Consider the following 16130-nt stretch of genomic DNA (forward strand, 5'->3'; position numbering starts at 1 on the left):
GTGGCATTAAATAAAACTTAGCGGTTTTGTGAGATTCAAATTTTAGAATTTCAAGAACTGTTATTTATTTTTTTAGATTCATTAAATGATAAAAATACTGATTTTATTATAATACGCAACAGCTTTGCGTAGTGGTTTTAAAACTTATTTAAAATGAGTATTTCTACTATTTTTTTGTTAAATAAAATCGTCTACTTTTACCGCACAAATTTTAACAATACCACATGGGGAAACTTTACTCGCTGCACATATATTGTGTTTTTTTTATTACTACTTCATTATTTGCCTTTAATACAAATGACAGAAGTAATTTAGCCCTTAAGGATTGTTATAATCTTACGGTTCCTCCAACTGTTGATTTTAATTTTACCAATAACAATACCTGTTCGGGTACTCCTGTGACATTCAATGCAGTAGTTACCGGCGCGGCACCTTTTACTTATAAATGGGATTTTGGAGATGGTACTTCAGCAGCAATAAATAACCCGAACCATGCTTTTACAGCACTTGGCTGCGGGTCTCAAAATTTTACTGTAAAACTTACTGTTACAGATGCTAATGGTGAAGTAAATTCGGTTACCAAAACTGTTTCGGTTAAGCAAAAACCAGATCTAAAATTCGTAGATTTAAGTGCTCCTACATCTGCAAAACCTTTTGAAAGATGTGGTGATAATAACTCAAATCCAAAATATACTATAAATGTTGGAAACAGCTCAGCTTCTGCTTCTTGTGTCACATCTTACAATGTAGATTGGGGAGACGGCAGCACCGAAACTAATGTTGTTTTTCCTAAAAAACATGAATACAAAAAATTAGGTTCGTTTAATATGGTAATTACTGCAATGGGAACAGGTACCTGCAATAATTCGATTACCTATGTAGTAAAAAATTCTAATAACCCAATTGGGGCGCTTATCGCACCTGGTAACACCACTAACTTATGTACGCCTGTACCGCCAATGGATTTTGCGATAGGATCGTGGGGACTTAACCCGTCAGATACTAATTATCAGGTAAATTATGGCGATGGAACTTTCCAAAGTTATACGCAGGCGCAATTAGAAAGTTCTCCATATTATAACAGTTTAAATCCGCAGGCGTCGCAAAATTTCCCTATTCCGCATACGTTCACACGATTTAACTGTCCGTCAGGAAATACCGTTACATTAACCATAACAACTTCTTGCGGAAGCACTTATTTAACCGCAGGGCCAATTATTATTTTAGATGTTCCTGTAATAAGTTTCAACGTACAAAGTATTGCATGTGCAAATACGTATACTCAATTTCATAATACAACTCAGGCAGGTTATACAAATGATTGCAGCACTTATAATGTATACACTTGGGATTTTGGAGACGGAACACCTGTTTCCAGAGAAGTAAGTCCTTCTCACGTCTATACTCAGCCGGGAACTTATACCATAAAATTATCTGCTCAAACTCCCTGCGGAATTGGAAGATCAACCACACAAACTATTTGTGTAGAGCCTGTATTAGTACCAAGTTTTACTTATGCAACAGCTTGTGCTTCAGAAAATGTTCAGATTACCAATACAACAGACACAAGTTTAGGCTGTGGTGCAGAAAGTTACTATTGGGAAGTTTTGAGTTATTATGAAGGATTTTGTGGAAAAGGGCAGGGACAATCTTATTTTGTAAATGGCCAGTATGTTAGAAATCCAGTTATTAATTTCAGTATTCCGGGAACATACGAATTACGATTAAGAACACTAAATTCTTGCGGTGTTTATCAATATACTACAAGATATATTGATGTAAAAAAGAAACCGGTAATCAAATTAGATCCTATTTCTGATTTCTGTAAATCTGCCACAATCAGACCAGTTGGTACTGTGGTAGAAACTTGTTCGCCAAGCTCAGAGATTACCTATTTATGGAGTTTTCCGGGAGGAACGCCTTCAACATCTACATCACTAAATCCGGGTTCAATAAATTATACCAAAACCGGAAATTATACCGCTACTTTTAGTGTTACAAATAGCTGCGGAACAACAAGTGTATCAAGAAATTTTTCTGTAGATATGGTTCTTTCGCCTGTAATAACACCGAAAACGGCAGTAATTTGCAGTGGCAATTCATTTCAGATCACACCAGTCAGCAACGGAACTACAGATAATGTACCAGCCGGAACAACTTTTGTTTGGTCGAATCCGGTAGTTACTCCTGCGGGAGCAATAAGCGGTGCATTTGCAGAAACAACTCCAAGAACAAGCATTGGTCAAACTTTAACTAATCTTACTAATAATCGTGCAACGGTTGTTTATACCGTTTCACCAATTTCTAAACTTTGTCCGGGACCAGATTTTACGATTACCGTAACAGTCGATCCATTGATAAATGTAACAGAAATTATAAAGCCGGGAACTTGTTTTGGAGCTAACGACGGTGTAATAAACATAACAGTTGCAGGAGGAATTCCATTTACAACAGGCGCACCTTATACGTATACGTGGACAGGTCCTGACGGATACACGAGTTCGAACCAAAACATTTCGAGCTTAAAACCAGGGTATTATAATTTAACAGTAGGAGATAATGGTAATTGTCCGTTTTCACGATCGTATTATGTTGGTGAACCGGGGAAATTTCAAATTTTAGGAGAATACAAACAAGATATAACCTGTTTTGGTCTTAATGATGGAAGGATTAATATAAACGTATCTGGCGGAAATCAGCCATATACCTATGTATGGACAAAAGACGGAAACCCTTTTACTGCAAATTCCGGAAACCTGAGCAATCTGGAGCCGGGAGTTTATGATGTAACCATTACAGAAAAAAATAACTGTGGTATTCTACATGGAAATTACAAGATCGAAGAACCGCCATTATTAGAACTTAGTTTTGTAAGCAAAGTAGATATTTTATGTTATGGTTATTCAACAGGAGAAATTGATGTAAAAACAGTTGGAGGTAGAGTAACAGAAACTTCTCCGGGTGTTTACAGCTACAGATATTTTTGGACAGGTCCAAACGGATATACGAGTTATTCTCAAAATCTAAGAAATGTTCCAGCCGGAAATTATCATCTAACCGTTTCAGATAATTCTGGATGTACGGATGATCTTGATGTTATATTACTTCAAAACGATGAAATAAAATTAGATTATACTAAAACCGAAATTGCTTGTTATGATTATGCCGATGCTTCGATAACGATTAACAAGATAACTGGCGGAGTTCCCTTTGCAACCGGAGATCCGTACATTGTTAAATGGAGCAATTTAGGAACCGGACTTGTACAGAATAATTTATCAGCAGGAACGTATATTATTTCTATTACCGATGCTGTTGGCTGTCCTAAAGATTTTACGATTGTAATTGAGAACGCGCCAATTTTTAAAATCAATCCAGATATTAAAAAAATATCTTGTTATGGCGAAAAAGACGCTCATATTCGTTTAAATCTTGTAGGTGGAAAAGCTCCGGTAAAATTAGTTTGGGATGATGACGCAACAGCCGGAATCGAAAGAAATAATTTAGGGCCAGGAACATATTCAGTAACAATTACCGACGGGAAAAACTGTATCATTAAAGGTTCATGGATAATTGATAATCCTTTATTATTAGAATTAAACGCCGATGTTAAAAATCCGTTAGACTGTCTTAATGCTAATACAGGTTCAATTAATTTGGTTGTAACTGGTGGAACACCGCCATTTACATACGACTGGTCAAATGGTGCAACTACTGAAGATTTAGAAAATTTAATACCAAATAATTATACCGTAAAGGTAACCGACGCCAACGGATGTAATAAATCGGCATCGTTTAAAATTACCCGTTTCGAACAGCTTACACCTTCAATCGAAGTCTTAACAGATTTCAATTGTGATACCAAACATGTTAAACAAACATTTGTAGGACATGTAAAAGGAGGAATTCCGCCTTATACATTGAGCTGGTCAGATGGAGTAGTTTCTGGAGCAAATGGTGAAATTATGAATACCGACAATAACGGTTTGGTAATCTTTACCGTAAAAGACAGTTTTGGCTGTTCTGCCGATGTTTCGTATAATGTTGATACGCCAGTTTTAGGTATTGCTAACTTCTCCACAGGTTCTTACGGAAAAGACATGTACGATTTATATTCAATTTACGATCCTATCACATTTACCAATTTAGCGACTGGAACTTTCACTTTAATTTCCTGGGATTTCGGAGATGGAAATTTCTCAGACGAAGAAAATCCAAAACATATCTATACTAAAGAAGGAACGTATACTATAAAGCAAACCGTAACCTATCCGTTTGGCTGTCAATATACATATACTACAACATTAAAAGTAGAAAAAGGATACAGCTTAATTATGCCAAATGCCTTTACACCAAATAACGACGGAATGAACGATACGTTTGCGCCAGTATTCCTTGGTTTATCAGACATTACCTTAGACGTTTATGACACTTGGGGCGCTGTTATTTATTCAGAAACCGGAACAAATATTAGAGGCTGGAATGGAAAAGTAAAAGATATAGATGCCGAAAACGGGAACTACTATTATAAAATAACCTTAAATACCTTTTACCACCATACTGTAGTAGAAAAAGGAGCATTTACACTAATTAAATAAGCAACAGAATAACCAATGAGATTAAAACTATTTATTATAATTATTACATGTTGCTTCTATTCTCAGGCAAAAGCGCAAGATCCTGTTTTTACACAATATTTTCTAATTCCGGAAACCCTAAATCCGGGATTTACAGGATTTATGGAAACCACTTATGCAGGTATAATTCACCGTGAACAATGGCCGGATTTAGATTTAAGGATTGATACTGATTATGCATTTGTAAATACCTGGAGTGATAAATTAAACAGCGGTTTAGGAATCAGTTTTTTAAACCAAAGAGAAAACCTGACTAGCTATAATTATTCGCAGATAAATGCAAATTACGCTTACAAAGTAAGATTAAATGACGATTGGTATTTTAGACCTGCTGTCGAAGCTGGTTTCGGACTTAAATCATTTGGATTTCAAAATTTATTGCTCGAAGATCAAATTAATATTCGAACAGGTGTAATAAATTCAAACACAATGGATCCGACATTGTTAAACAGAAAGATGACATTTTTTGATGTTTCTGCCGGAATGGTTTTCAATAACGACAACGCTTGGGTTGGCCTTTCGATGAAACATCTTAACAAACCAAATATTGCCTTTAGTTCAGATGGAAATGTGCCCTTAAATACCTTTTTCTCCTTGAGCGCAGGTTACGAATTCCTCGTAATAGATTATATCGATGTATTACTGCTTCCGTACGAAACCAAGTTTTTTGTAACCTCAAATTACATGCAGCAAGGCCGATACAACCGACTTGATCTAGGAGCTTCAATTTTATTCGAAAAAATATTCTTTGGTGCAACAGCCGTAACAAATCCCGCAAAAAACGGAATCAACGGCGATTTGCTGACTTCTGTAAACCTTTTCACAGGCTTGCAATATGAGCATTTAAGATTTGGACTTTCATACGATTTAAACACAACAAAAATTGGGAAAACCGGCGGAATCTACGAACTTTCGTTAACCTATCAGTTTGATTTAAGCAGAAAATGTTTCGGCTGTCCTAACTATTCAGGGAAATAATATAAGGATAATAATTTGGGCGTGTCCCTTCGGGTCGGGCTTTCGGCTATATCTTTTGTTCCGTTTCTCTTCACAAAAGGATACCGCCTCAATCCCTCACGCATCTGAGATAACAAAAAAAATCGTTTTTAATAATTATAAAATGATTTCAATTTTCCGCCCAGATATTCCACACAGATATTCCGTAGAGGCGCACCGTAGAGGCGCACAACAGTGCGTCTCCGCAACGATTATCCACAACGTAAAGCACATACAGAAAACCCGACAGATTTTCAAAACCTGTCGGGTTTAATTATTACGGCATATTGGTGTCGAATTACTTTGCGTAGACGCACTGCAGTGCGCCTCTACGGTGCGCCTCTACGGTGCGTCTCTACGGAATATTGCTACGGATAATTTTACGTTAATAAAGAAATCTCTTTTTCAATATTAATTCTCGCTTTCTCCTCATATAAATTTCGGAATTCAGTGGTCTGAAAAATAAACTCATTTTCCAGAAAATGTTTCAGGGCTTTGGCACGCCCGGGTTTGTATAGAAAATCAGGATAAATACGATATTCCTTTCTAATTTGTTCAAAATAGATTTTATAATCTTCCCAATCTCTGGCAAGAATTTTCAAATCAAAATCAATCAGCCAGTTAATATCCTCAATATTATTATGCTGATGTTGCTGCGTAGCACAAATAGCATCAAATACTAATTGCTTATTTAAGTTGACATTTTCAGGTAAAATTGCCAAAGCATATTCGGCGCTTTTAAGTTCGTTATCTTTTTTAGAAGCCGAATAAACAAAATCATGATAAAAAATAGAAAATAATATTTCATTTGGATTTTGCAGTTTATCACGATACGTTTCAAAACTCTCAATCATAGCCGAAATATGAGTTAAGTTGTGATAATGCCTTGATTTTGTTGAATATGCCTTTTCTAGATCCTTCCAGTTCTGCTGAATTTCATTTGCTGAAAAGCCAATATTCAAAAGTAATTCAGAATAGATTTTCTCTAAATTCATGATCTTTTTTACTCAAATTTAAAATTTCTTTTTTACTGCGCAAAATAATTGCGCAGTAGTTCTGAAATCTTTGCTCAGGAAATAAAACAATAACCATTGTCTAATTTTAAAAACCAGAAATTATGAAATTCAATTTTTTAGCAAAAGAGAAAAACAATAAAAGCAATATAGTTAATCATGAAAATGCACCAGCTTTTTCTTTAACATCAGAATACGAATTGTACGCAGCAGTTGTAACAACAAGTTTAAACGCTTCATTTTATGAAAAAGATACAACTCGTTTACAAAGAATACAAAGCCTAATCAAAAAAAGCAATCCGGTATTTGTAGCAAAATTGGCTGTTTATGCCCGTAACGAAATGCATATGCGTTCTGTACCATTAGTTTTGGTAGTAGAATTAGCCAAGATATATTCTGGTGATTCATTAATCAGTAAAATGATCACACACGTTATACAACGTGCAGACGAAATAACAGAATTGTTAGCGTATTACCAAATGGCAAACGAACGAAATGGCGTTAAAAAGTTAAACCGTTTATCAAAACAAATACAAAAAGGTTTAGCCGTTTCGTTCAACAAATTTGACGAATACCAATTCGCAAAATACAATCGTGATGGCGCTGTAAAATTAAAAGACGCTTTGTTTTTGGTTCATCCAAAAGCAAAAGATAAAGCACAGCAATTAATCTTTGATAAATTGGTAAACAACACTTTGCAAACGCCATATACATGGGAAACAGAGTTGTCGCAATTAGGTCAAGTAAAATTCTATGATGAGAATGAAAAGCAAAAAGCATTTACTCAGAAATGGGAAGAATTAATCGACAGCGGTAAAATAGGTTACATGGCATTGTTGCGTAACTTACGAAATATCTTAGAAGCCAATGTTTCCGGTTTTCATATGTTGAAAGTATGCGATTACCTTTCTAACGAAAAAGCGGTCGCCAACTCAAAACAATTGCCATTTCGTTTTTTAGCAGCATATCGTGAAGTGAAAGACTTGAATTTCAAATACACTTCAATGGTTTTAGATGCTTTAGAAGATGCCGTTATGGCAAGTTCACAAAACATAAAAGGTTTTGATGTCAATACATCGGTTGTAATTGCCTGCGACGTTTCGGGTTCAATGCAAAAAGCAATCTCACCAAAAAGTAAAGTAATGCTTTACGATATCGGTTTGATGTTGGGTATGTTAATGCAAAGCCGTTGCCAAAATGTAGTAAGCGGTATGTTTGGTGACCGTTGGAAAATAATCAATATGCCAAAACGAAGCATATTGGCTAACGTTAACGAATATTACAAACGCGAAGGTGAAGAGGGTTACGATACAAACGGTCATTTGGTTGTAGAAGATTTAATCAGCCGAAAAGAAATTGTAGATAAAGTAATGTTGTTTACAGATGTTCAAATGTGGAATAATACGTACACAAAAGATTCATTTGCAAACTCATGGAACCGATACAAAACTATCGCACCAAACGCAAAATTGTATTTATTTGATTTGGCTGGTTACGGTCAGTCACCAATAAACATCGAAAAAAACGATGTATATTTAATAGCCGGCTGGTCAGATAAAGTATTTGATGTTTTGAATGCTTTAGAAGATAAAAACAGTGCGTTGAATTACATCAATCGAATAGAATTGTAAAAAAAGAATCTGCTGCGCAGAATAATTGCGCAGTAGTATTTGAATATTTGTAAAAGAAATAAGTTCATTGAAAATAAAGAAAAAACAAGTGCCGTAAATAAGTGTTACTTCGCATTTTTAACGCCCGGGTCGTGAGTTCGATTCTCACTATTTTTGTTTAATTATAAAAATATAGCTCAGATGGTTAGAGCAGGATATGTCATTTATTGCTTATTGCCTTGTTTAAAATACATTGGTGTCGTAGACAAGAGTTACTTCGAGGGAATTGTGTTACAGGTTCGAATCCTGTTCAGATAATCTGATGGTGTAAGTGGAAACACGCATAAAATAGTCTCTTGTCGCTCATAACCCGATAAAATAAAAAGAATGTCGTAAATAAGAGTTACTTCGTCTCAAATTTAGGGGAGGAATAGCGAAGTTGTAAAATCAGCAAGGCTATCCAGTTCGACTCTGGCAAGACAAGCCCCGTTTCTCTTATTGCTTTTTACTTCTTTTAAAAAATGAAAAATGCCGTGTGTGAGAGCTACTTCGTATAGGGTTCAAAATACTCTCATCAATTATCACTTTTTCAAAAAATAAGATGCCGTTTATAAGTGTTACTTCGTTGGTTGATTAGTTAGGTTCGAGTCCTAAAGTCACTTAATAGATTATTGCTCTTAAAAAAAGAGTGTCGTCAGGAAATGGTTCCTTCGTTCCAAAGAAAATTAAACCATTCCTAAACATTACCTCTTTTAAATTATTAATTAAAATGGATGTAGAATAAACATCAAATAAATAAAATTAAACACCAGGTTTGTCATTTCGAGGAACGAGAAATCTGCGCAAGTAACTCCGTAACGAGAGTCCAATCTTTGTAGAGCTTCTCGTGGAGATTTCTCGTTCCTCGAAATGACAAACTGTGTGTTAATCACTTAAAATAAAACTTTGCGCCCTTGCGACTTTGCGAGAAATATGTCTTCGCTGAGCAAAAAATTTAGAATTAAAATAGCTACGCAAAATAACTGCGCAGTACAAAACAACCTTTGTACTATCAAAAAAACAAAACAAATGAATACACAAATAAACGGTACAGATATATTAGAATTAGGATTCCCGGAAGGAAAAATAATTGGGATTGCCTTAAAAATAAACAGCAAAAGAAACGGATTTAACCGCGATCAAATGATCACTAATTTCAAAAACGTTTTAGAAACTCCAGAAAACTATATAGACGATAAAATCTTCAGCAAACTAGCCGTTGCTTTAATCGAAAAAGCAAATGAAAAACCGGAAGATTTCATTGCTTTAAATGAAAATCCAAATGCTTATTCTGCGTACGGATTAGATCATATCGAAGACGGAGCCAGAAAACAAATGGAAGTAGCAATGAAACTTCCCGTTACAGTTGCCGGAGCTTTAATGCCAGACGCGCATCAAGGTTACGGATTACCAATTGGCGGAGTTTTAGCCACCAAAAATGCCATTATTCCGTATGGTGTTGGCGTTGATATTGGATGTAGAATGGCATTGTCAGTTTACGATATTCCGGAAGATTTTTACTTTGAAAACGAAGCCAAATTCAAAAAAGAATTAATTGCGAATTCTATTTTTGGAGCAGGTCATGGATTTCACGGACAATACAAATCAGATCATGCGGTTTTGGAGAACGATACATTTAATATGAATCCGTTTGTGAAGAATTTAAAAGATAAAGCCTGGTCACAATTAGGATCTTCAGGTGGAGGAAATCACTTTGTGGAATTCGGAATCATGGAATTTGCAAAAGACGATGCCGTTTTGAATATCCCTAAAGGAAAATACGTCGCTTTGTTAACGCATTCAGGTTCACGCGGAATGGGCGCAACAATTGCCGGACATTATACCAAAATTGCCAAAGACGAATGTAAACTTCCAGAAGTAGCAAGAAACTTAGCTTATTTGGATATGAATTCACAATTAGGACAGGAATATTGGCTGGCGATGAATCTTGCGGGAGATTACGCTTCGGCTTGTCACGAGATTATCCATAACAAAATGGAAAAAGCTTTGGGAGCAACAATTTTAGCCAAAGTCGAAAACCACCATAATTTCGCATGGAAAGAAATCTGGAATGGCGAAGAAGTAATCGTGCATAGAAAAGGGGCAACTCCAGCCGGAAAAGGCGTTATGGGAATCATTCCCGGAAGTATGACCGCACCGGGATTTTTGGTGAGAGGAAAAGGTGAGGAGAACGCCATAAATTCCGCTTCACACGGAGCAGGAAGACAAATGAGCAGAACTCAGGCCATAAAAAACATCACACAAACCGAGATGAAAACGATCTTAAAAGATCACGGTGTTACACTTATTGGAGCAGGTCTGGACGAAGCACCAATGGCGTATAAAGATATCAATCAGGTAATGGAAGCACAACAAGATTTAGTAGATGTCGTAGCCAAATTTACCCCAAAATTAGTGAGAATGGCGGATGACGGGAGTAGAGAGGACTAGTGGTCAGTGATCAGTTTTGAGTGTTCAATCACAGTCGCAGTTTTCAGCGTAGAGACGCACAGCAGTGCGTCTAACGCTTTGTGATGATTTTAACCGCAAAGCACACAAAGATTTACGCAAAGTTCGCAAAGAATTTTTTCACGCAGATCCAGCAGATTTTTTAATAATCCTTTTAATCTTTATAATCTGTGGCAAAAAAAACTTTGTGACTTCGCGTCTTTGCGAGATTAAAAACAAACCAAAGATCAAAAAGAAACTTTGCGTCTTAGAGCCTTCGTGGCAAAAATAAAAATATGAATAACAAATACGAACGACTGAAAACAGAATTAGAAACAGTCGGAAATGGAAAGATGAAAGCATTTGGAGACTCAATGCGGCCCATATTAAAAAGCGGAAGTCTCTTAACATTTATAAAAAGCGAAAATTACCAAATAGGCGATATAGTATTCTGCAAAGTAAAAGGCAGATACATCGACGCCCATAAAATCATAAAAACCGACACAAACAAAGGTTTCCTAATCGCCAATAATCACGGATTCGAAAATGGCTGGACAAAAATCATTTACGGAAAAGTAATTCAGGGCGAGTTTAAAAATGAGGTAATTTATATGAAAATGGACAAAGATTAAATTCCAAATTCCAATTTTAATCACCTTAAAAATAAAAAACTTTGTGTCTTAGTGCCTTAGTGGCAAAAAAATAAAAAAAATGAAAACATACATAGACATAGGAATCAACCTAACCAATAAACAATTCCAAAACGACATAGACGATGTTGTACAAGACGCGCTCGACGCCGACGTATCGCAAATGATCCTAACGGGAACAAGCATACGAAACAGCGAAGCTTCATTAGAAATCGCAAAACAATATCCGGGAATATTATATTCCACAGCCGGAATTCATCCGCATGATGCGAAGAGTTTTGACGAAAAAAGCATTTCAAAACTGCGAAATTTATTAAAGCAAAAACAAGTCGTTTCTGTTGGCGAATGCGGACTCGATTTTGATCGTGATTTTTCGCCCAGAAACAAACAGGAAGAATGTTATAAAGCGCAATTAGAATTGGCGATCGAAGTTCAGAAACCTTTGTTTTTGCACGAAAGAGCTGCTTTTACAAGGTTTATGAATATTACAAAAGACTATTTACCACAATTGCCAAAAGCAGTCGTGCATTGTTTTACGGGAACTTTGCAAGAAGCCAAAACCTATCTCGATAACGGATTTTATCTTGGTTTTACAGGAGCGATTTCTGATACCAAACGTTTCAGTCATTTAAAAGAAGTCATTCAATACGTTCCGCTTGACCGAATGATGATCGAAACCGATGCGCCGTTTATGCTTCCAAAAAATGTTCCGAAAAGTCTTTTGCAGCAATATCACGAACGAAGATGCGAACCTGCTTTTCTGCCTTTTGTTGCCGGAACAATTGCACAGTTTAAAGGAATTACTTTAGATAAAGTGGCGGAGGAAACGAGTAGGAATTCTAAAAGCTTTTTTACTATTTAGAAATATTTATAAAAGATTATTTGTTGGCTTTTAAATCAGGTGTTTGTACTGGGTTTAAAGGTTTTTTGTTTATATATATTTGGGATAATGAAGAAAAAAATAATAATTGAAAATTAATATAGAAATGAGATGTTAAAATAATTTTTTCTTATATCTATTTTTAACAATAATTCAGTTTACGGAAAACCGTAAAAATGTAATATTATTCTTTATATATTTACGAAGTTAATGATAAGCGTGTTAGAAAATGGCAAAAAAAATTAAAGAAATTGATTGGCTAAAACTTTTAAAAGTTGATAGAGATATTTTTTTTAGTTGGTTTTGTCTAAGTGAAGAAGAAATAATTTCAGATGAAGTAAAAATTAAATTTTACAGCTTAAAATGTAAAGATAATACACCTGATGTTAGAGGATTTATTAATCACCTTTATCAAGAAGTTGAGAAATATGTTTTTGATGAAAAAGATATAAAAGAATTGATAGATGATGGATATGTTCCCGCTGAAAAAGCTTTAAGTTATTTTGGAGATATTGATCCATTAACAGATGGTCGATATGGAGAATTGATATTATATTTATTTGTTGAAGCAGTACTTGAAACACCTATGATAGTTCACAAAATTGCTCAAACATATAATAATAATGACCAAATAAAAGGGTCAGATGGGCTATTTATTGGAAATATTAACGATAAAGCAACTTTATTAATCGGAGAATCTAAAATGAGAAACAACTTTAATGTATGTGTCGGTGATGTGATGGATTCTTTAAAAAGATATATTAATAATTCAGATGCGGTTGGAAGAGAGCTAGAAGTTGCAAAAAAACATTTAAGTAGGGATTTAAATAATTTAGATGAAAATGATTTAGATGTAATTTATCAAAGTCTTAGAACAAGACAGGTTGAATTTAAGGAATATAGTATTTGTTATCCAGCTTTTTTGATGTATCAAGAATTGAAAATCGATAAGCTAATAAAGGATAACTTGACAGAGATAGAAAATCATGTTGCAAAATTTATTAATTCAGTTAAGCTTAGAAGATCGAAATATATAAAAGCATCATTGCCAAAGACATCAGATATCACTTTTGAATTTTTTATGATGCCAGTTCAAAACGTTAGTTCTTTTAGAGAAATGTGTTACGAGGTCTTTCATAATGGTAAAGAATATAAAAGAGATAAAAGCTAATGATTAATTTAACTATTGAATCAGCAAAAAATCATCGGGATTTTAAATATGTATTGAATTCGCTAATTACAAATAGATTTTATTCAGAGTTAGAAATTGAAACTGATAAAAATGATATTGAGAAAGATAAACTGGATAAAGCAATTTGGTTAGCTAGTATTATTTCTACTAGTAATGAAGAAGAAGATAAATTTTTAAGTTCTGTATTTGGCATAGCTTTATTTCTAGAATATCCTTCTCAAGAATATAGAAAAACTGCTTATATAATTTTATCTCGGTCAGGAAATTTGATTGCTTCAAAGTTTTTTAAAGAATTAATAACTATTAATTCAGATAGTGGTAACCTTTTTTTTAATGATAGTTTTGGTACAACATTGGATTTTGAACTTGGTTCTAAGATTGCTTTAAATGAAATTGATAACGGAAGTAAAAAAATTATTGGTTCAGATTATCAAAAATATTTATGGAATATATTAACTAAAACTAATTACAATACTGCGATATCAGCACCAACTTCAGCAGGAAAGTCATTTATAATCCAAAATTATATTAGACAAACTTTTTTAGCAAAAGATTCCTTTTTTGTACTTTATATAGTTCCGACTAGAGCCTTAATTTCTCAGGTGTCAGAAGATTTTAAAAAGATATTGGGCGATGATGTAAGTATCAACACAGCCTTCATTGAAAATGATAATATTGAATCGAGCCAGTTTTCTAATAAAGAAATTTTTATTTTAACCCCAGAAAGAACTTTGAAGTTAATGCAATATTCATATAATTATGAATTTTCTCCCGATTTAATTTTTATTGACGAGGTTCAAAATGTAGAAGACGAAGGAAATCGAGGATTTCTTTTTGAATATTTGATTAATGAAATAGAGATTAATTGGCGAAAATCTCGAAAAATTATAGCAGGACCATTTCTAAACAATCCAGATACTTTGTTAGAACTTATGTTTAAAGAGGCTAGTCAAAATTTAAAAACAATATTTTCTCCAATATTTCAATTAAAGATTAGTTTAAAACCGAGTACAAATAAAAATGTAATATTGGCTAAAATTTTCTTTCAAGAAAAATTAATAAATACAATTGAGGTACCAGTGGATTTTAATTATGAAAAAGAAATTTCGCAAAATAAACTAATAACCACAGTTAAAATTTTATTACAATTTGGAGAAAAAAGTAAAAATATTATTTATTTACCAAAAGGGAATTTTGTTGAAAATTTCTCAAAGCATTTAGTTAATGCTAAGAATAATAATAATGAAAAATTTGTACTAAGTAACGAAGTAATTGAATTAATTGATTTAATAAAAGAAGAAATTCATCCAGATTATTATTTGATTGACATATTAAAAATTAGATCAGCATTCCATCATGGTAAATTACCAGAGATTATAAGATCTGAATTAGAATATCTTTTTGCTAATGGCTATCTTGATAATATTATTTGCACATCTACATTGGTTGAAGGAGTAAATTTACCTGCGGAAAAAGTTTTTATTCCTTATCCTAAAAAAGATAGTGAAGATCTTAGCAAATTTGAATTTGGAAATATTATTGGACGGGCAGGTAGAATTAGAGATGCGCTAACAGGAACTGTTATTTGTTTAGAAAAAGGAGATGAAATTTGGGCAGAGGAATTCTTCGAAAATGAACCAGACAAAGAAATTGTTCCTGCAATTAATAAGATATTAAAATATCCAATAAATGAATTAATTGATGCATTAAATCAGCCTTTAGATGAAAATAAAAAGACTATTGAATTTGCAGTTATTTTTTTAAAAGTAAAATATCTTCAAGGAGATCAGATTCTTACGGATTATCTAAAAAGTAAAGGAGCAACGGAAGATATTATTGATATTATGAATGAGAATCTTTCAGTTAAATTAAAGCAAATTGAGATACCCAAAGAGTTATTAAAATTAAATCCAAGCATTGATCCAGAATTACAAAATAAGCTTTATTTAAAAATTAAAGAAGAAGGTATTGAAAATTGGGTTTTTCATAAACATGTAAATTTCAATGCACGCTGGACAAAAGATGTCTTATCAAAAAAAGCACATGTTGAAACTAACTTTTATGGACAGTTAAGGAATATATTATTTAAGCTTGATGAAATATTTGATTTCAGTAAAGAAGCATATTTTAGACATAAAGTGTCTCGTTCTTTATCACAAATGGTTTTCTATGCAATTCTTTGGTTAGATAATAGAAGCTTTCAAGATCTCATATTAAGAGAAATAAATTTTAACGCAAATGTCCTTGAAAAAATTGACATTCAAAACAAATCACATATTAATAAAACAATTAATGAAGTAATAAAGGTTTATTCATCAATTATTAGTTACGTTTTAGTGAAGTATACAAAATTACTATCAGACATTCTTAAATCAATATTGAACGATGAAGAATTAGAAAAACATAGTTACAATGTTAGAATTAGGTACAAGTAATAGTTTAGTACTGCTTCTTATTTCTAAAGGAATGTCTAGGTCAATAGCTATTAAAATTTATAAATTAATTCCTGATGAAGAAGTAGATAATCCACTTAATTGGTTATCGAAGCAAAAAGAGTTAAAGATTAAAAGTATTTACAATAAATACTTAAAAAGAAAGGGATTTTTACTTCAAGATGAAGAATAGCTTTTGATTTTAATATAAGTCTCTTTGCTTTACAAAGTTT

10 protein-coding genes are annotated in these 16130 nt (G+C 33.5%); 9 read left to right on the forward strand and 1 reads right to left on the reverse strand.

Annotation, left to right across the window (positions count from 1 at the left end; translation table 11 throughout):
- Positions 1-224: 224 nt before the first annotated feature.
- A complete protein-coding gene (locus ACODSB_RS11880; protein ID WP_488937195.1) occupies positions 225-4598 on the forward strand; it encodes a PKD domain-containing protein in 4374 nt (1457 codons plus the stop codon).
- A 15-nt stretch (positions 4599-4613) separates the two neighbouring features.
- Entirely contained in the window at positions 4614-5615 is a 1002-nt protein-coding gene (locus ACODSB_RS11885) for a PorP/SprF family type IX secretion system membrane protein (protein ID WP_488937196.1), read from the forward strand.
- A 398-nt stretch (positions 5616-6013) separates the two neighbouring features.
- Here ACODSB_RS11885 and ACODSB_RS11890 read toward each other — a convergent pair whose 3' ends face one another.
- Positions 6014-6628 carry an HD domain-containing protein gene (locus ACODSB_RS11890; RefSeq protein WP_488937197.1) on the reverse strand — a complete coding sequence of 205 codons (615 nt, stop codon included), beginning with the start codon at positions 6626-6628 and terminating at the stop codon, positions 6014-6016.
- 122 nt (positions 6629-6750) lie between these two features.
- Between ACODSB_RS11890 and ACODSB_RS11895 the strand changes: the two genes are divergently transcribed.
- From ACODSB_RS11895 to ACODSB_RS11925, 7 genes are all read left to right on the forward strand, one after another.
- Positions 6751-8277 (forward strand): TROVE domain-containing protein, encoded by a 1527-nt coding sequence (locus ACODSB_RS11895; RefSeq protein ID WP_488937198.1) that lies wholly within the window; start codon positions 6751-6753, stop codon positions 8275-8277.
- Positions 8278-9324: 1047 nt separating this feature from the next.
- Positions 9325-10746: an RtcB family protein gene (locus ACODSB_RS11900; protein ID WP_488937199.1), complete on the forward strand. Its 1422-nt coding sequence runs from the start codon at positions 9325-9327 to the stop codon at positions 10744-10746.
- A 293-nt stretch (positions 10747-11039) separates the two neighbouring features.
- Positions 11040-11375 (forward strand): S24 family peptidase, encoded by a 336-nt coding sequence (locus ACODSB_RS11905; RefSeq protein ID WP_180858273.1) that lies wholly within the window; start codon positions 11040-11042, stop codon positions 11373-11375.
- 79 nt (positions 11376-11454) lie between these two features.
- The gene (locus ACODSB_RS11910) at positions 11455-12255 is read left to right on the forward strand and encodes a TatD family hydrolase (RefSeq protein ID WP_488937200.1); all 801 of its coding nucleotides are present in this window, start codon (positions 11455-11457) and stop codon (positions 12253-12255) included.
- A 247-nt stretch (positions 12256-12502) separates the two neighbouring features.
- Complete coding sequence (locus ACODSB_RS11915) at positions 12503-13444, forward strand: HamA C-terminal domain-containing protein (protein ID WP_488937201.1); 942 nt, start codon at positions 12503-12505, stop codon at positions 13442-13444.
- Positions 13444-15900, forward strand: a complete 2457-nt coding sequence (locus ACODSB_RS11920; protein WP_488937202.1) for a DEAD/DEAH box helicase — start codon at positions 13444-13446, stop codon at positions 15898-15900. The genes ACODSB_RS11915 and ACODSB_RS11920 overlap by 1 nt, the downstream gene beginning before the upstream one ends.
- Positions 15878-16090, forward strand: coding sequence for a hypothetical protein (locus ACODSB_RS11925; RefSeq protein WP_488937203.1), 213 nt, complete (start codon positions 15878-15880; stop codon positions 16088-16090). The genes ACODSB_RS11920 and ACODSB_RS11925 overlap by 23 nt, the downstream gene beginning before the upstream one ends.
- Positions 16091-16130: the final 40 nt, after the last annotated feature.

The sequence above is a fragment of the Flavobacterium sp. FG68 genome (genome assembly GCF_057808895.1).

Coding starts and splice junctions, on each gene's coding strand:
- ACODSB_RS11885 (WP_488937196.1), top strand. CDS start 4,614: ATGAGATTAAAACTATTTATTATAATTATTACATGTTGCTTCTATTCT.
- ACODSB_RS11895 (WP_488937198.1), top strand. CDS start 6,751: ATGAAATTCAATTTTTTAGCAAAAGAGAAAAACAATAAAAGCAATATA.
- ACODSB_RS11880 (WP_488937195.1), top strand. CDS start 225: ATGGGGAAACTTTACTCGCTGCACATATATTGTGTTTTTTTTATTACT.
- ACODSB_RS11905 (WP_180858273.1), top strand. CDS start 11,040: ATGAATAACAAATACGAACGACTGAAAACAGAATTAGAAACAGTCGGA.
- ACODSB_RS11890 (WP_488937197.1), bottom strand. CDS start 6,628: ATGAATTTAGAGAAAATCTATTCTGAATTACTTTTGAATATTGGCTTT.
- ACODSB_RS11910 (WP_488937200.1), top strand. CDS start 11,455: ATGAAAACATACATAGACATAGGAATCAACCTAACCAATAAACAATTC.
- ACODSB_RS11915 (WP_488937201.1), top strand. CDS start 12,503: ATGGCAAAAAAAATTAAAGAAATTGATTGGCTAAAACTTTTAAAAGTT.
- ACODSB_RS11920 (WP_488937202.1), top strand. CDS start 13,444: ATGATTAATTTAACTATTGAATCAGCAAAAAATCATCGGGATTTTAAA.
- ACODSB_RS11900 (WP_488937199.1), top strand. CDS start 9,325: ATGAATACACAAATAAACGGTACAGATATATTAGAATTAGGATTCCCG.
- ACODSB_RS11925 (WP_488937203.1), top strand. CDS start 15,878: ATGTTAGAATTAGGTACAAGTAATAGTTTAGTACTGCTTCTTATTTCT.